General features: G+C 45.4%; 14 protein-coding genes. All 14 read left to right on the top strand.

Annotated features, from left to right (window positions below):
* On the top strand, positions 1-1,239 hold a 1,239-nt coding region (locus tag NXH67_RS16170; RefSeq protein ID WP_272798057.1), incomplete at its 5' end, for a hypothetical protein.
* A 25-nt stretch (positions 1,240-1,264) separates the two neighbouring features.
* Positions 1,265-4,885, top strand: coding sequence for a hypothetical protein (locus NXH67_RS16175; protein WP_272798058.1), 3,621 nt, complete (start codon positions 1,265-1,267; stop codon positions 4,883-4,885).
* Between the two features lie 17 nt (positions 4,886-4,902).
* Positions 4,903-5,748, top strand: a complete 846-nt coding sequence (locus NXH67_RS16180; protein WP_022777301.1) for a CIS tube protein — start codon at positions 4,903-4,905, stop codon at positions 5,746-5,748.
* Positions 5,749-5,769: 21 nt separating this feature from the next.
* Positions 5,770-6,216, top strand: coding sequence for a hypothetical protein (locus NXH67_RS16185; protein WP_272798059.1), 447 nt, complete (start codon positions 5,770-5,772; stop codon positions 6,214-6,216).
* Positions 6,217-6,237: 21 nt separating this feature from the next.
* Complete coding sequence (locus NXH67_RS16190) at positions 6,238-6,651, top strand: CIS tube protein (protein WP_272798060.1); 414 nt, start codon at positions 6,238-6,240, stop codon at positions 6,649-6,651.
* 21 nt (positions 6,652-6,672) lie between these two features.
* Positions 6,673-7,827 carry a phage late control D family protein gene (locus tag NXH67_RS16195; protein WP_272798061.1) on the top strand — a complete coding sequence of 385 codons (1,155 nt, stop codon included), beginning with the start codon at positions 6,673-6,675 and terminating at the stop codon, positions 7,825-7,827.
* A 19-nt stretch (positions 7,828-7,846) separates the two neighbouring features.
* Positions 7,847-8,659, top strand: coding sequence for a phage baseplate assembly protein V (locus NXH67_RS16200; RefSeq protein ID WP_022777298.1), 813 nt, complete (start codon positions 7,847-7,849; stop codon positions 8,657-8,659).
* A 17-nt stretch (positions 8,660-8,676) separates the two neighbouring features.
* Positions 8,677-9,126 carry a GPW/gp25 family protein gene (locus NXH67_RS16205; RefSeq protein WP_022777297.1) on the top strand — a complete coding sequence of 150 codons (450 nt, stop codon included), beginning with the start codon at positions 8,677-8,679 and terminating at the stop codon, positions 9,124-9,126.
* Positions 9,127-9,129: 3 nt separating this feature from the next.
* Positions 9,130-12,198 carry a hypothetical protein gene (locus NXH67_RS16210; protein WP_272798062.1) on the top strand — a complete coding sequence of 1,023 codons (3,069 nt, stop codon included), beginning with the start codon at positions 9,130-9,132 and terminating at the stop codon, positions 12,196-12,198.
* A 20-nt stretch (positions 12,199-12,218) separates the two neighbouring features.
* Positions 12,219-14,309 (top strand): baseplate J/gp47 family protein, encoded by a 2,091-nt coding sequence (locus NXH67_RS16215; protein WP_272798063.1) that lies wholly within the window; start codon positions 12,219-12,221, stop codon positions 14,307-14,309.
* Between the two features lie 14 nt (positions 14,310-14,323).
* Positions 14,324-15,379: a phage tail protein gene (locus NXH67_RS16220; protein WP_272798064.1), complete on the top strand. Its 1,056-nt coding sequence runs from the start codon at positions 14,324-14,326 to the stop codon at positions 15,377-15,379.
* Positions 15,380-15,428: 49 nt separating this feature from the next.
* Positions 15,429-15,728, top strand: a complete 300-nt coding sequence (locus tag NXH67_RS16225) for an STAS domain-containing protein (protein ID WP_272798065.1) — start codon at positions 15,429-15,431, stop codon at positions 15,726-15,728.
* Positions 15,725-16,405: a cell division ATP-binding protein FtsE gene (locus tag NXH67_RS16230; protein ID WP_272798066.1), complete on the top strand. Its 681-nt coding sequence runs from the start codon at positions 15,725-15,727 to the stop codon at positions 16,403-16,405. The genes NXH67_RS16225 and NXH67_RS16230 overlap by 4 nt, the downstream gene beginning before the upstream one ends.
* A complete protein-coding gene (locus NXH67_RS16235) occupies positions 16,395-17,270 on the top strand; it encodes a sensor histidine kinase (RefSeq protein ID WP_022777291.1) in 876 nt (291 codons plus the stop codon). The genes NXH67_RS16230 and NXH67_RS16235 overlap by 11 nt, the downstream gene beginning before the upstream one ends.
* Positions 17,271-17,275: the final 5 nt, after the last annotated feature.

Genomic DNA, 17,275 nt, shown 5'->3' on the forward strand with positions numbered 1-17,275 from the left:
GAAGAAAAACCTCAGTATGAGATGAGCAAGGACGATACGTATAACAAATATGCGGAAATGTCCAAGAAGGATCCGGAGAAGCCTGAAGAGAAGCCTCAGTATGAGATGAAGAAGGATCAGGCAACAAATAAATATGCTGAGAAGTCCATAAAGGATTCGGAAAAGCCTGAAGAAAAACCTCAGTATGAGATGAGCAAGGACAATGCAACTGCCAAATACGCAGAGAAGTCCAAGAAGGATCCCGAGAAACCTGAAGAGAAGCCTCAGTACGAGATGAGTAAGGATAATGCAACTGCCAAATACGCAGAGAAGTCCAAGAAGGACTCGGAGAAACCAGAAGAGAAGCCTCAGTACGAGATGAAGAAGGACAACGCAACTGCCAAATACGCAGAGAAGTCCAAGAAGGATTCCGAGAAGCCCGAAGAAAAACCTCAGTACGAGATGAGTAAGGATAATGCAACTGCCAAATACGCAGAGAAGTCCAAGAAGGATTCCGAGAAACCCGAAGAAAAGCCTCAGTACGAGATGAGTAAGGATAATGCAACTGCCAAATACGCAGAGAAGTCCAAGAAGGATTCCGAGAAACCCGAAGAAAAGCCTCAGTACGAGATGAGTAAGGATAATGCAACTGCCAAATATGCAGAGAAGTCCAAGAAGGATTCCGAGAAGCCTGAAGAAAAGCCTCAGTACGAGATGAAGAAGGACAACGCAACTGCCAAGTACGCAGAGAAGTCCAAGAAGGATTCCGAGAAGCCTGAAGAAAAGCCTCAGTATGAGATGAAGAAGGATAACGCAACGGCAAAATATGCAGAGAAGTCCAAGAAGGATTCCGAGAAGCCCGAAGAAAAAGCTCAGTACGAGATGAGCAAGGACAATGCTAATGTCAAGTATGCGGAGAAGTCCAAGAAGGATTCCGAGAAGCCCGAAGAAAAAGCTCAGTACGAGATGAGCAAGGACAATGCTAATGCCAAGTATGCGGAGAAGTCCAAGAAGGATTCCGAGAAACCGGAGCAGAAGCCTCAGTACGAAATGAAGAAGGACAATACTTCGGCTAAATATGCGACTAAGTCCAAAACAGATTCGGAAAAGGCTGAACAGAAACCTCAGTATGAGATGCAAAAGGACGGCACCAAGAATAAGTACGCCAAAGTTTCTCCAAAGGACAGCGAGAGAGCTCCTCAGGTCATCTGGCCACCCACGAGAAGAGCGCTGATGGCAGAAGCTCTTTCCAAAAAATAAAACAAAAACGATAAGGACATAACCTATGTTGACGATCAAGGCTCCATTAGAGATTACAGCGAAAACTTCATACGTCAAATGTTCAGAGAATTTCTATCACAGGATCATGGGCAACTACTCTCTGATGGAGACCCGCGTCGACGAAGAGGACCTGCTTCATATCACTAACACTCCTCCTGAGATCTATGTAACTGAGGGGGAGGGAATATCAAGTGTCCTTAATCAGTCCGTAAGAAACGAGAACAACTACAACAAGGTTGAGATTCTAAACAATGTTTTGAACCGCATAGTTGCCTCTGCGTCAGTTAATCTTACTTACCAGGACAGAGTATTTATCACGGATTCCTTATACAGACTGGGCATAAGAGACGATCACAAATTCATGAACGCTTTTTATGAGATGTCACAGCAGACAAGGGATGTAAATGCTCTGATCAATCTATATCTGGAAAAAAGCGAGAATCTGCGCACTATGCTGGAGGCGGTGAACAACTACAACGAGAGCCGAAGGACCACGGAAAGACAGCTCCTTGACAGAGAAAATCAGAAATATGTCACTGATGTATCTGTTTCCAATAATGAATCAAGAGCTGAAAACATCAGCGTAACTAATGTAAGAAACGCAGAGATTCGCTACGAAGGCAGCGAAGGAGAAGGCGAGACAAAATCCGGTGAAACTGCTTTAAACGCCCTTGAGAGAGAAAGAATAAGCGAGAGGGAAAGACTTCAGAAGGAAAGGGAGAATTACCTCTTCAACACAATTTTTGACAGATTAAGCACGGGTGCTATTTATCAGATAGTTTCCAATTTCAACCGCTCCGAGAACTACAATGAGATGGAAAAGGCAGAGTACTCCATATCAGATCAGACCTACGCAGCCCAGAACCTTCTTCTTTCAGTGATGAGAGAAAGGGTTTTCCCCGGAGACAGCAATCTTGTCCTTCTTAATACCAATACCTATGAGGAGGAGCTTGAGAGCTTTATAACCTCTGCCGAGAATGTGAGAAATGAGATCAGCAGCGCAGTTCTCATGAGACTTCTGCAAAATATATACAGAACCGGTTTTGACAAGTTCTACTTTGACAGGAATACATATTTTAAGTTTGAGGATACCTTCTATAAGGCCTCCGATGAGATTGTCACCAAGCTGATAACCAATATCGGAGCATCACAGATAAAGAACGAGATATCCAGGCAGGTTATCAATGTAAATGAAAGTCAGATCAGTAACGAGTTCCGTCTCTTTGACTATGCCACTATGAATGAGCTCTCCAGAATTGACATAGAGAGCATTCAGGAAATGATCGATCAGCTCACCGTTTACAGCAGCAGAACCGGCCAGCTTCTTGAAGAATATAACAGCGCTTCCTTCAGCTACAGAACCGGTGAAGTCACATCTGAGAAAAAGGAGCTTACAAGGCTTCAGCTGGAGGTCTTAAGGATACTGGGACAGGTGTCTGACAGCGAGACCATAAGGACTATATCGGAAAAGATCCTGGAGACCGCAGGACAATCCGGTGACATATATAAAGTCCTCTCCGAATATATTGAGTCCATGAATAGCACGGATATTATAAACGAGTTTATCCGAAAGCTGATAACGGAAAATAACATTCAGGGACTTATCAGCAGCGGCGAAGCCGGAGAGAGCAGCGAAGAGATCAGAAATGCAGTCACCTTCCTTCGAAATGAGATCCACGAAGATGAAGAGACCAGAGAGATTCTTAACCGGTATCTCAGTCTCTACGGCGGCAGCAAAGAGCAGTACAGTTTAACACAGAGCAATAGCTTTAGTAACAGCGTGATTCAGCTCATAAACCTCATTACGGGAAAAGAAGCTGTATCAGAGCAGATTGAAAATCCCGAGATCATCAAAAATTTCATCATTGGTGACAGCAACGTAACCATAGAAGAAATAAGGGGAGCTGAGGAACTCAAAAAAGCAGCTCTCTTCCTCAGAGATGAGGTTGCGGCAGGCAATAATATACAGGAGATACTAAACAGATATTCCAATATCATCGAAGGTGCTGCACCTTCCGGGGACATATTTGAGAATACCGTGCTAATGAGTGAAAATCTTCAGCTGATCCAGCTTCTTGGAGGCGAAGAGAGCGCAGATTTTTCACTGGAGAATCTGGAACTTATAAAGAACTATATTCGAAGTTCCATGGAGATAACAAATAAAGATAAGAAATACTACCTTGATACCATAACCTTCCATGAGCTGGAAGCATTGGAAAAGCTCACTACTACAGTCAAGGCCGAAACCGACAGGAAGCAGGAGCTTATCAAGCTTTTAAAGGAAAGTAAGAAGGTTAAGGTTTCCGAGGAAAAAACGCAAAGAATAAAGGAGATTATCACAGAGCTGGGAATTACTCCCGAGATGGTCACTGTTTTCTTTGAAGAAGATCAACGGGAACTACCGGGAGCAGGTGAGTCCGAAGAGATTTCTTCTTCCGGTAAAAATACGAAGGCGCCTTTCGAAAGAGCAGAGCTTATTTTCGAAAGAGTCACTGAGGAAGAAGGACAGGCCGAAGGAAGTAACCTTTTTATAAACAGGAACGAGCTGATAGCTCTTATCAAAGAAAACACCAAAGAGATGCAGTCCCTGACTATGACCAGGGAAAACGTCAGAGACTATATCCGGCAGATAAGAAGTGAAGGTGAAAAGAGGACCTCCGGCTATGTGGAGAGCGGCTCAGGCTATGAGTTATATAAACCTGTAGCTGAGAGCGATACTATCCCTTCTTCGGAAATCTCGGTGGAGCCGTCAGAGACAGAGAACCCTCCGGTAAAGGAAGGCGATAATGTTACAGATGCCGATATCAGGAAGATAACCGAGAGTGTCAACAGGATTGAGGCCCTGAATGAGCAGAGAAGGACCAAATACATAGAGGAGATCAGCAAGATAAGGGAGAGCCTTGAAGAGAGCGGACCAAGAAAGCTGCCCTTCGAAAAGACAAGACAGGTAGCAGCTCTTACACTGGAGTCCCCCGAGAAGCTCATGGAGACCCTGAATCATGAGAAGGAGATCCGAAGCACCAGGGAAAAGGAAATCCTCTCCCGTATAAAGGATATTTTCCCGGAGCAGTCCTACGAGATCTACAGACTTCTTGAAAAGTATCAGAGAAATGAGGAGAACCCGGAGACTCCTGAGGGCCTTAGAACCGCAGAAGTGGGTGAGCTCATCTACGACATCAACCATGCGTCGGAACCTTCTCCGGAGCCTGAAAAAGAGGGTAAGATCGAAGCTTCTGAGGAGATTAAGGCTGAAAGAGCAAGAGTAAGACTTGACAGAGGCGAGGTTCTTACTGAGGAACACGCCAATATAAGGCCCGTTGAGACGATTCATAAATATCAGGAGAGCCTTACCAGCGATGAGATCAACGAACAGCTTCAGCTCATGCAGCATAATATCTCAAAGCAGATCAAGGAGGACGTTAAGTCCGACGTGATAACCTCCAATAATTACATAAACTCCAGAGAGGTTATTACTAACAGTAATGTCTCTGAACAGATAAATGCAGTGAATATTCAGAGAATGATAGACAGCAAGATCCAGTCAGAAATGAATACCATCAGCAACCGGGTTATGAACAAGATAGAAAGACAGATGAGAAATGAGAAAGCAAGGCGCGGCTATTGATAAAAGGAGGTATGTGAATGGGATTACTTCAGGATGCTACGGGAATTCTTTCCGATAATGCGACACAGAAAGCAGTTCTATATATCCTAAAGCCCGATCTGTACAGCCAGGTGACCTTGACAGATATCGGCAATGAAGCGAATAAACTGGTGGAGAAGCTCAGTAAATCAGACAAGGTTGCGGCAAGTGCCGGCGAGATGCTCAAAAAAGCATCCGGCTGGGGCAGCAAAAAAACCACTGACAAAATATATGAAGAGTCTTCCGATACTAATAAATTCATAAAAATGTCAGTTCAGTACAATCCTGCTACAATAAGACTTTATTCTCTTACCGGTAAACAGCAGAATTTCAATAACGCAAGTGGTCTGAATCACATGGAGGTTGCAAATTTTACGGGAAAGAGCAAATTGTCATTTGACCTGGTCTTTGATGACATGGATCCGGCGGATGCCTTCATGCTGGAGAATCTTACTCCCAATGTGGGAAATGTCTACAACAAGGCCAAGGATCTGACCACCCATGGACTTGATGGGCATTCGGTGAGAAAGAGAATGGATGCTCTTTTATCACTCATTTCAAGCTGTCATGCGCAGCAGGTGATCTTTAGCTGGGCGAAGATGCATTTTCGCGGAACTCTTACGAACGTAAACAATCATTTCACCATGTTCAACACAAGAGGCAATCCTGTCAGAGGAACTGTGCATCTGGAGATAACTCAGGAAGCCAGCAAAAACGGTGAGCTGGTCTACAAACAGGATTACTGGGATAAGGCATTTTATGCAAAATTTGATAAGGGCGCGGTTGGCAAGAGAAGTACTTTTGATGCTCTGACCAACAACAACTTCCTCAATTTAAATCTTTAAAAAAGATAGGATGCAGAGTCTATGGATTTTTTAGGATACGCGGCAGACTCCGTTAAGGGAGCTATAGGAATAAATGAAAAGGCTGTTCTTGAAATATGCGATTTTTCCGGAATAATGCCCAAGGAAGCAAATGCTCCCAGACCAAGTAACGGCACGAAAACTGGCTTTTCCGGCGTCGGTAAGTTCAATATTGATACGGTCAAGGATGCCGTAAATAATGCCAAGGGCAAGCTTAAAGATGCCGTCGGAGAGGATAATGCTCAGGAAGGCGAATTCATCGACGTGGAAAAGGTTCAATGGTACAGATACCATGTTCAGTTTAATCCTGAGGACATCACCATAAACGGCTATGGCGGTGAAGAAGTGCCTATACAGGATTTCGGAAAAAAGAGAGAGGACAAAGCGCCGAAGGAGATTCCCAGAGATGCCAATAATATCCCCATACCTCCAAAGCTTGGTAAATACTGAAGGCCAAAGCCATCAAGCCGTATGGCGGCAGCCAACTCCCGTATTGATATGAACCTCAAGCTTGTATTGGATAAAGCTGATGTAAAGGAAGCTTTTTTTGCTGAAAAATACACTCTGGGGCAGACTTCACTTGTTAAACAGGGGCTTAAGATGGCCTTCAAAAATGATCCCGATGCGTACTCGGTGCAAAAGGACGTGGAGGCTCTGACAGCAATAGTAAGAGATAAGAGCAAACGTCTTTGCAGATTTGTCTGGGGAGACATGATCTATGAAGGGCTGGTCCATAGTGTAAATGCGGAGTATACCATGTTTAATGTGGACGGGACTCCCTGCAGGGCAGTGATCAGCATAGGAATAGTACTTTTGGATAAAGAAGAATTGCCATCCTCCGAAAAGCATTGGAGAAAAGTATATAAAAGCAGTTTCGGAGAATAGCATTTGTGATTGTGGGGGAATATGGCAGCACTTGATTTTGAAAGCTTATACAAAAGATATAAGAATTTTTACTATCCTTCCGTAAGGATTTATCTTGGTGATCAGGATCCGATACAGGATAAGAAGATGAATCTTTCCATAGTGGATGTGGATGTACAGATCACCAGCGATCTGAAGGCAAGCATTGCTTCCTTTTCAATTGCGGGCATGTACGATCCGGATACAGGAGCCTTTTCGGTGGGAAAGACCAAGAAATACCTTATTCTGGGGATCCCTGTGAAGATTCTCATGGGTTACTCCGCAGATATGACGGAGGTGTTCAGGGGCTATGTAGCAAGAATTGAGTTTTCCTACAACGATGAGTCGCCTATGGACATTAACGTCAAGGTAACGGCCATGGATGTCAAGGGAATCATGATGGCCAACAACAGTTCAAAGAGGCTCAAAGCAAGCTATTACAGCGATGCCGTCAAGGAGATACTGAATCAGTCTCCTTATCAGACTCTTCAGAACAATGAGGTCATTACCAGCATCGATGTCACCGATACTCCGGATAAGCCGCCGGGAGGTACACAGCAGGACAATTCAGTGGACCTTAGGATCGAGATGGTGGCTGAAAGCGACTATGATTTCGTCTGCAAGGCGGCCAAGAAGTTTAATTATGAGTTCTTCTCGGTGGGCGGAAATATTGTATTTCGAAAGGCCAAAGCCAACACGCAGGAGCTGGCGGAATTCTTTCCCTCAAATATTATTATTACCTACGATATCAGCTATGACATAACGGGACTTCCCGGTGAAGTTAAGGTAAGAACCCTTGATATAGGTAAGGCCAGCAAGATTGAGGTCAAAAAGAAAAACAACGGAAAGTTTTCACTGGGAGGCAAGGCAAAGCCCATTGTTTCGGGACAGTCCTATGTGTATATAGATTCCACAATAAACACTCAGGCCGATGCTGAGACGAGAGCAAATTACCTTTTGGAGGAAATGTCCTACAGACTGGGAAGTATCAGAATGACCATCGTGGGAATTCCGGAGATAGTACCGGGAAGATTCATCACCCTCAAAGGTTTCGGAGATGCACTGTCCAACAAGTATTACATAACGGATGTGCACCACACCTACACCTTGGGCGGAAAGTTTTTGACAGAAATAGAAGGAAAGGCATCAACATTATAAGTAACCGGGGGAAGACAAAATGCCGTTTTTTGATGTGGTCGACGAAGTAGCCAGGCACCAGGTAGAAAAAAGTGCCATGGGCGATAACAGAATAATGGGAGCTCTGGTCTGTACCGTGACCAAGAACTATGAGAAAGAGAAACAGGGCTTTGTTCAGGTAAACATCACGACCAGGGACTATGAGGAAAACAAGCTGGTGTGGGCAAGGATGGCCCTTCCCTACGGCGGACAGAAGTGGGGAGAGTATTTTATTCCCGAGGTTGGGGATCAGGTGATCGTCATCTTCGAGCAGGGGAATATCGAGAGGGGCTTTGTGATAGGGGCGGTTCCAAAGACCAATTCCACCTTCATGAGCAAGGCTTTTGATGAGAATAATGATATAAAAAGGATACAGTCCAGAAACGGCAACAAAATAGATATTATCGACAATCACGAAGGAGAGGGAGATAACGACAGGATAACCATCACAACTGCCAAGGATAATCACAAGTTCCAGATGGACAATGAAAAGAAGTTGATCCTTCTCTCCGATAAAGATGGAAACAACAAGATAGAGATTAAGACGGAAGACGGCCAGATGACAGTACTTGCCGCACAGAAGCTGACCGTTAGGGTGGGAGACAACATTAAGCTCTTCATGAACGGAAGTAATGGAACCGTTACACTTGAAGCCACCAAGGTCAAGGTAGAAGCCACCAATACCGCAGAGCTCAAATCAAACAACAGAGTTACTATTGAAGGCGGTAACGTCTCGGCAAACGGTAATTCAATGCTTAAGCTTTCAAGCTCCGGTCCCGTATCAGTTGAGGGAACACCGGTTAAGCTTGGCTAGTGATATGGAGGAAATGTATGGAACAGACATTTTTGGGTACCGGAGTTACTTTTCCAATCCAGATAGACCCGGCAACGGGGCGCTTTAAGATGAGCGCAGGGAAGCAGTCGGTGAAGGAATCGGTGTATCTGATACTGATGACGCAGGTTACCGAGAGACTTACAAGACCCTCCTTCGGTACAAGGAGCGCCTCTTACGTATTCATGGACATGAATCTCACAGAGCTTACTATTATGAAAAGAGAGCTTGAAGAGAGCGTCCTGACACAGGAGCCGAGAATATCGGATGTTAATATCACAACCGAAATGCAGGCACAGCAGGGATATATTCTGATAAATATCGACTATACACTTGCAGAGACCAATCAGACTGACAATATGGTATTCCCCTTCTACATGAATGCGGAACCTGAACCCTCTGAGGAAGAAGAATACTACGAGCCTCTAATAATCGACATGGAAGAGTAACCTATGAACAATGCATTCAAACCACAATCTATCGAAGAGATTGAAAACAGAATAGAAAGACTGGCAAAAAGCTATACACCTGAGTGGAGATTTAACAGATACAATCCCGACGCAGGCTCCGTGATAGCACAGATATTCGCAAGGCAGCTGGAGGAGAACAATCGTCTCATGAGTCAGATGCCTGAGCGATATCACATGGAGTTCGTAAATATGCTGGACTCCAACTTAAGACCGGCACAGCCTGCAGCCAGCATGGTCATCTTTAACCTTGACGGCAATTCCATTATGGGAACCCAGGTGCCGAAGGGGACAAGGCTTACCGCGGATTCGCCCTATACCGATTCGGGTTTTGTGATATATGAGACAGAAAGAAATCTCTATGTCACCGAGTCCAGGATCAAATGCGCATTTATGACAGATGCGGAAAAAGGGTCTCTCACCCCTATCTACGGAGACATTGCGGTACCTCAGATAATCCCGACTCAGGACATAATAATGGAAAAGGATCTGACGGAGGAGCCCCAGGAAGGAGAAAGCCAGAGCACCCATACATTGGAACCTCTGGATGAGAGCTTCAAGATCAAGCCTTTTACACTTTTTGGCGAAAAGCAAAATGTCGGAAAGAGCGTACTCATCATATACCACGACAGACTTCTGGAAGGTGTGAACGAACCGATATATGTAAGACTGGAAGGAGCAAAGGCTCTTATAGAAAGAATCGAGAAAAAAGAGTTTTTGTTTAAATATCCCGAGAAAAAGAGTTTTACGGAATTTGACAGTGTAAAGCTCCTTGAGGACGGAATGACCTATGAGCTTATAAAGAGCAAGCCCTCCAATAAAGTCAGGGTGGGAGGCACTGAGATGTCGGCGGTGATCCTGGAGTGTCAGGAGATAATGACCGATTATCTGGAGATTGAGAACATTCAGATTTCAGCGGCCGGTGACAGCAGAGCTCCTGAGTATGTGGGAGACGGAGCTGTTGAATTAAATTCCGAGAAATTTGAGCCCTTCTCGGACACACTCTCTGTGTATAACGAGTGCTACATAGGCCACAATCCCTGCTTTTCCAAGAGAGAAGCTAGAGTATTTCTGGATTTCAGGGTGTCCTTTAAGGAAAATCATATAAGACTTACACCGGAGCAGGAGGACGCAGAGCTTGCCATCATCAAGTTAAAGCCAAAGAAGACTCCTCTTGATGCCCAGGCAGCGGCGGTTGTGGATGAGATTTCCATCGAATACTTCAACGGAATCGGCTGGAAGAAGCTTAAATGCGACTCCGAATACGAAGGACTGTTCGTAAACTGTGAGGATGGAAATTACAAGCTCTCCTTTATCTGCCCCTCGGACTGGGAGGAATCAGAGAGTGGTCCCTACAGCGGAAGATGTCTTCGAATGAGGATAACCAAATCCGACAACTGCTACCTTCGCCCGGCGCTTCATACTTATCCGACAATAGAAAAGCTAAAGATAACATATTCCTATGAGGGTAAGTTTGTATCACCCAGTAAACTGGAGAAAATAGCAGGAACCACCAAGGAAGACATTACCTACGCACTTACATCAAATAAGCCCTTCACGGCTTTTTCGGGGATAGATTACCATGAGGATGCACTTTTTATCGGACTTGATAAAAAGCTCACCGACGGCCCCATAAGCATCTATTTCCAGCTGGCAGATTCCAGCAATCAGAACGCGGTGAGATGCAACCTTGAATACTATAGTCCCACAGGCTTTGCCCAGATGAGGTTTACGGATCTCACAGAGGACTTCACAAGGTCCGGAACATTGATGTTTCTTCCACCCTCCGATATGCAGGAGTGCAGCCTTGAGGGCAACAATCTCTACTGGATCAAGCTAAAGAGGAGCAGGGCCCAGAAGAGTGATTTTAGCGATATTTTCCTTCCGCATATCGTAAGACTCTGTCTTAATGCAGTGATAGTCACCAATGTGCAGACCAGCGATGAGAACGATTACTACATCGAAGAGGTCATGCCCAATATGACGGTGGCTCTGGGGGCTCAGAATATCCTTGACGCTTATGTATGGGTCAATGAAAGAGGTTATACAAGAAAAGAGGAAATGGACAGACTAATGGCCCAGGAGCCGGAAAGAGTAAGGGCCGAGTATGATTTCCTGGGAAGAATATCCGCTTTTTACGTACTGTGGAACGAGGTTGAAAGCTTCGACGACGCCGTGGACAGAAGAAGCTATCGCATAGACAGAATGCGGGGCAATATAGTCTTTTCCGACGGAGCCAAGTGCGATATTCCAAGAGTTACCGACGATATAGCCTTTAAGGCAAGAATCAGAAGTACCGACGGCGAATACGGCAATCTCGCTGAAGGAATGATAACGGATCTGGTGGGTGCAGCGCCGTTTATAGATTCCGTGTCCAATCCCATAAGAGCCCATGGCGGCAGCAATCTGGAGACTATGGACCACGCTCTTATGAGGTGCGCAGGCATCATGAATTCCAGATGGCGCCTGGTATCCGAGAATGATTACATCAGATTTGTAATGGAGTACTCGGACAGCATAGACAAGGTTAAGGTAGTGGTGGGAGAGACCATAGACGGTGTGGTTAATCCTTCGGATATCTCTGTAGTTCTTTTGATGAAGGATTTCGCAGACGGAGCCTTTTCCTATCACAGGATCGCAGGGGGGCTTAAGAAGGAAATACTTAAGAACTGCGAGCTTACGGTCACTGAAGAAAACCTCCATATCGTGGAGCCTATATTTGTGGATATTTCAGTAAATGTCTGGGCTATGGTCATGGATATGGATGACAGCTTTGAGGTTCAGAATGAAGCCAAGAATGTGTTGGCTGAATATCTGAATCCCGTATCAAGTCCGGAGCATGAGGGCTGGGCCATTGGAACGCTCCCCAAGCAGTCACAGATACTTATGAGACTGGGAGTACTGAGGAGCAGAGCGGTTATCCAGAGAATCACCATCACGGCCAGGTACGTGGACTGCGAAGGGGAACATGAAGTGGATGCCAAGGATATCAAGCTGACACCCTTTATGGTTACAAGAAGCGGCAATCACAAGGTTATTGTTACCAATAAATAAAAGATGGGCAGGACGAAAGAATGCTGAATGTTGAGGATTTAAAGGGCAGAACCTATGAAGAGAGGATGGAAGATGTGATGAGGGAGCTCCCCATCAGGTCTTCCGAATGGACCAATTATAATGCCTCCGATCCCGGTATTACCATAATTGAGAATCTCACGGCTTTTTCCGCATTGCAGGGAGCTGAGATCGTCAACTTAAGCTACAGAGCAAAAATGGCACTGCTTAAGATGGCAGGTTTCGTTCCCGCCAGAGGAAAGTGTGCAAGAGTGCTTCTCTCGGATGAAGAGATCACACGGCCCGGGATCCTCAGAGCCGGACAGAGGTTCCATATAGGCGACCTTTGCTTCGAAACAAATAAGGATATTTCCGTTGGCTGCGGCAGGATCACAGATGTATTCGCATGTAGCGGCGGAGAGTTCAGGGATATAAGCTATGTGTTGGACAAAGAGATCAGCGTTCCCGCCAAGCTCTTCGGGGATTCGCCAAAAGCCGGAAACAGTGTGTATTTCATTATTGACGGTGATATAGCAGCTCTTAAAGAGATAATCCTATATATAAAAATGGTGGAGAAGTCCTATCGAAACAAGACAGTGGACAGACTTGAGCACATATTCGCCGACCTTGAATGGGAGTGCTACACCGCAGAGGGGTTTGTAAAGATAAGTGCAAGGGATTTTACCAATGCCTTTGTAAACAGCGGTGAGATCAGAGTTGCCCTTCCTGACAGGAAACCGGAGATCTGTGATGAAGCGCCGCAAAAGGGCTATTGCATAAGGGCCACCTTAAAAAGAGCCGACTATGATATTGTCCCCAAGATAACAAATGTGTTCGGATTTTTGTTTGAGGTCTGGCAGAAGGATACCAGGTCCTTCAGCACCACCTCCAACAAAAACGATCTTATAAAGGTTACATCGCCCATTGGTGAGGATGTACATTACCTCATCTTCGGAAAGGAGAACAAGGGCTCTTCCTACAGAAGATACGAGCTCACAACCGAAGATTACAGAAATGGACGATTTGTTAACTACGAAAAAAACGATGACGGAAGCGTAAGTTTTACTTTTTCGGAAGAAAAGCACGGCTACGCTCCCATAAAGGTAAAGGACGCAGTCAGAGTAATCCTCTACAGCGAAGAGGTAATGCGGCGCTATAACGTAGGTAAGGTAATAGGTTACGATGATCAGGAGATACAGCTTCCGATAAAGAAGATTGTTCACGAGACCTTTTTCCTGATAGCACGAAGAAAGGATGAGAACGGCTATCTCTACGATTTTGTAAGACCTGAGAAAAAAGCTGACGGAGCCCTCTATTATCACCTTCTTGAGGGAGATGGGAGAATAATCATAGAGGATGCCGGAGATTTCATAGATGCGGATCTCTTCATGGGTGGTGTTTCGGTTACCGCCGGCAATCTGGGAAACATAACCGCCGGAAACAGACTGTCCATCGAGGGTGACAGCGGTATTCATTTCTATAATCCCGGTGCTGCCACAGGCGGGTGCTTCAGAGAGAATCTGGATCAGGTGAGGGAGAGGTTCCTTATGGATATGAGAACTCCCTACAGGGCAGTCACCGCAGCGGATTACGAGAAGCTGGCCATAACAACCCCGGGCCTGTGCATCAAAAAGGCCAAGGCAATCATGTCAGAGAACGAGAATCTGGTAAGACTGGTGATCCTTCCGGAGTCCGATGAGACTTTTCCGAAGCTGTCCAATATCTACATTGACAGGGTAAAGGCAAGACTTGAGGACAGGAGGCTTATCACCTCCAAGTTCATGATAATCAAGCCCTCCTTTGTTCCGGTGGGAGTCAAGTGCACAGTCTATGTTAAAAGACATTATTTGGACTGCAGGAAGCAGATAATCGAGAGAATACGCACTATTCTGGATTATATAAACTCCGATCACAACTTTGGCGATAAGCTGCAGTTTGAGGATGTATTTCACGGTATCGAGGATCTTGAATGCGTGGAATACGTGTATGAATTATCTCTGTTTTCGGAGAACAATAACCTGGCACAGCTAAAGGAATTTGATATTTATCCGCGTCAGGATGTGCTATGTTATCCGGGAGAGATAAACCTTGAGATAGTATCATCTGACAGATAAGACGGGGAGAATTAATGGCTAACGACATTTGGTATTCAATCAGGAATAACAGAATAAAAAAGAGTCTGGTGAAGGGCTTCACCCAGGGAGCAGACGGGGAGCTGATCCTTGATGAAAATGAGCTGGAACACAGTGTTTTCCTGCATCCTCTGGATGGAGTGGAGCCCGGCTCAGAGTGGGGGCGGTTGTCCTGCGAACTACTTTTGGCAGAGCAGATAGTATGTTATATTTATGTTATAGCATTTGATAATTTGGATTATTACGTAGATAAAGACCATGGATCACTGTGGGATTATCTCAAGGATCCTTCCGAAAACAGCTATTCCAAGTTTAAGCTCCTTCAACAGCTAGGCGCCAAGAGGTTTGTCAACACAAAGGACGGACTTCTGTATGAACTCTCCGGCAGGTATTTGTTCATAGCGCTGGAGATGATAGGAAGCGGCAGCGCCTGTGTTGGAAAAATGAGAGTCGGAGTCAGGGGAGATGTGTTTATGGACACCTTCCCGGCGGTATATCACGACAGGAACAGTTTTTTCCACAGATATATATCCATTTTTTCAAGTGTTTACAATGACTACAGCGATCAGAACGAGAAGCTCTACGAGATTCTGGACCTGGACAAGTGCGATGCCTCGCTTCTTGAGATGTACGGCTCCTGGTTCGGAATAGATCTGAAGGGAGGATTTCTTCCGGAGAAGACCCTGCGTCAGATTGTAAAGGAAGCCTATCAGCTGAATCGCATGAAGGGCACCAAATGGGCTCTTCAAAGAATCGTGGACATACTGGTGGGCGAGGATTCGGTAATTGTGGAGAACAGGCTTCAGGACGGCGGCATTTTTGATGTTACAGTGATGATAAATCAAAAGCTGTCGGAGGATCTGAGGCACCAGCTGATGTTTTTGCTTGATCAGTTCAGGCCTCTGCGAACGAGAATAAGGCTTCTTCAGATGGAGAAAGAGGCTGTTGTGGATGGCAACAGCTATCTTGATATGAATGCGGCAATTCCGAAGCAGAAGCATGTTGTACTGGACGAAGAGGCTATCTATGACGGAGCAATCACTCTCATGTAAGGCTTAAAAGAAGCCGGATAATAAACTATCGCTTATAGAGGAGAAAAATATGACAGTTGAGGAAGTAAAGTTTGAGGATAAGCTTCAGCTTAATGTCAAGGGCAAGGTTGATGCCATATCTGCGCCGGAGTTTCAAAACGCTGTTTTGAAGGCGTTTGTAAAAAGCTCCAATATCATCATCAATTTCAGCGAGACCACCTATGTATCCAGCGCGGGGCTTCGTGCACTGATCATCGGGCAAAAGACCGCTCAGTCCAAGGGTGGCAGCATGTCCATAATCAATGCCAATGAAGGTATCGTTGATGTGCTTCGGGTCACAGGACTTGAGAAAATTCTGAGTGTAAGATGATAAATATTTCTAAGGTTTCTAAAAACTATATAACCGATCATGGCAGGATCGATGTATACAACGATTTTTCCGAGGTGATAAACGACGGGGAATTCATTGTGCTTACGGGAGAAAGCGGTTCCGGAAAGACCACGCTTCTCAAGATGCTTCTCAAGGAGGAAGAACCGGACCTTGGCAGCATCTATGTGGACGGTGAGAACCTCAAGGGAATTAAGCGAAGAAACATTCCCTTTTACCGGAGAAAAATCGGTGTGGTCTTCCAGGATTACAGGCTTATTCAGGAGCTGTCGGTATACGACAATCTTCTGACTGCGATTCTTGCCACCGGCGGTGCGGCCACCGGGGCGGAGAAGAAGATTGTGGATGTGCTCACGATGCTGGGAATCGACAGCCTTCATAAAAGACTTCCCAAGGAGATGTCGGGTGGGCAACAGCAGAAGGTATGTCTTGCAAGGGCCATGATAAACAATCCAAGGTATCTTCTGGTGGATGAGCCAACAGGAAATCTTGATCCGGCATCCTCCGCAGAGATACTGCGGCTCTTAAGTGTGATACACGACCATGGAGTGACAGTTATAATGGCAACTCATGATATGAGTGCACTTTCAATAAAAAACAAGAGACAGATAAGTCTTGATAAAAATATTACTGGTGGGGGTAAGTTATATGTCTCGTGAACAAAAGATCGCTTTGATTTTGGCATGTGTGTTTTACGCAGCAACAGTATTCGGATTCTTTTATTTTTCACTTACGCTGATAGTGCTGATGTTTATGGCAGCGACCATCAGCATGACCTACTTCGCATACCTGTGCTACAAGGCCCACAACGATTACACGGGTGCTGAGCATCTGCAGCAGGAGATAGGTCTTCTGAAGGCGGAAATCGAGCAGAAAAACAAAGAATTTGAGGCAGTGATCAATGACAAAAATGAGGAGATTGAGAGAGCAAAACAGAGCATAGAAGAGCTTACGGAGAAGGCGGAAAGCGCTGAGAAATCATCAAGAGAAGCACAGGAGGAGCTTTCCAGAAATGTAAAGGCACAAAAGACAATGGATAATCTCTATGAGAGTCTTCTTCCGCCGGATGACGAGGACGCAGCGGATGTGGACATCATTGCAGTGGCAAGAAGGGCCATTGCAGAGCTGGACGAAGACGCCAAGGCAGTGGGACTTAAAGTCACCATTTCCAGTGCTGTGGAGAAACTGATAGTTCACGCCAGTGCCAAGAGACTTCTTATCATGTTCAGGAATATCATCGATAATTCAATCAAGTACATGAAGAAGGCAGGAACACTGGTGGTTACTATATCCACCATCGAGGATGACATATTTATAGTTCTCAAGGATACCGGCAACGGACTTCCCGAAAACGAGACCAAGCACATATTTGAGCTTAATTTCCAGGGCTCCAACCGAATCAGCGGAAACGGCCTCGGACTTACTCAGGCCAAGGCAATTGTGGAACACTACGGGGGCACAATCTACGCCAGAAGCCCGCAGGGCAACGGAATGGGAATCTATATTCAGCTTCCTACTACCTGATAATT

Origin of the sequence: Butyrivibrio sp. DSM 10294, assembly GCF_028539135.1 — a bacterium.
In the GTDB taxonomy this organism is placed as follows: domain Bacteria; phylum Bacillota; class Clostridia; order Lachnospirales; family Lachnospiraceae; genus Butyrivibrio.

Coding starts and splice junctions, on each gene's coding strand:
- NXH67_RS16230 (WP_272798066.1), top strand. CDS start 15,725: ATGATAAATATTTCTAAGGTTTCTAAAAACTATATAACCGATCATGGC.
- NXH67_RS16205 (WP_022777297.1), top strand. CDS start 8,677: ATGGAACAGACATTTTTGGGTACCGGAGTTACTTTTCCAATCCAGATA.
- NXH67_RS16185 (WP_272798059.1), top strand. CDS start 5,770: ATGGATTTTTTAGGATACGCGGCAGACTCCGTTAAGGGAGCTATAGGA.
- NXH67_RS16195 (WP_272798061.1), top strand. CDS start 6,673: ATGGCAGCACTTGATTTTGAAAGCTTATACAAAAGATATAAGAATTTT.
- NXH67_RS16235 (WP_022777291.1), top strand. CDS start 16,395: ATGTCTCGTGAACAAAAGATCGCTTTGATTTTGGCATGTGTGTTTTAC.
- NXH67_RS16215 (WP_272798063.1), top strand. CDS start 12,219: ATGCTGAATGTTGAGGATTTAAAGGGCAGAACCTATGAAGAGAGGATG.
- NXH67_RS16200 (WP_022777298.1), top strand. CDS start 7,847: ATGCCGTTTTTTGATGTGGTCGACGAAGTAGCCAGGCACCAGGTAGAA.
- NXH67_RS16175 (WP_272798058.1), top strand. CDS start 1,265: ATGTTGACGATCAAGGCTCCATTAGAGATTACAGCGAAAACTTCATAC.
- NXH67_RS16225 (WP_272798065.1), top strand. CDS start 15,429: ATGACAGTTGAGGAAGTAAAGTTTGAGGATAAGCTTCAGCTTAATGTC.
- NXH67_RS16180 (WP_022777301.1), top strand. CDS start 4,903: ATGGGATTACTTCAGGATGCTACGGGAATTCTTTCCGATAATGCGACA.
- NXH67_RS16190 (WP_272798060.1), top strand. CDS start 6,238: ATGGCGGCAGCCAACTCCCGTATTGATATGAACCTCAAGCTTGTATTG.
- NXH67_RS16220 (WP_272798064.1), top strand. CDS start 14,324: ATGGCTAACGACATTTGGTATTCAATCAGGAATAACAGAATAAAAAAG.
- NXH67_RS16210 (WP_272798062.1), top strand. CDS start 9,130: ATGAACAATGCATTCAAACCACAATCTATCGAAGAGATTGAAAACAGA.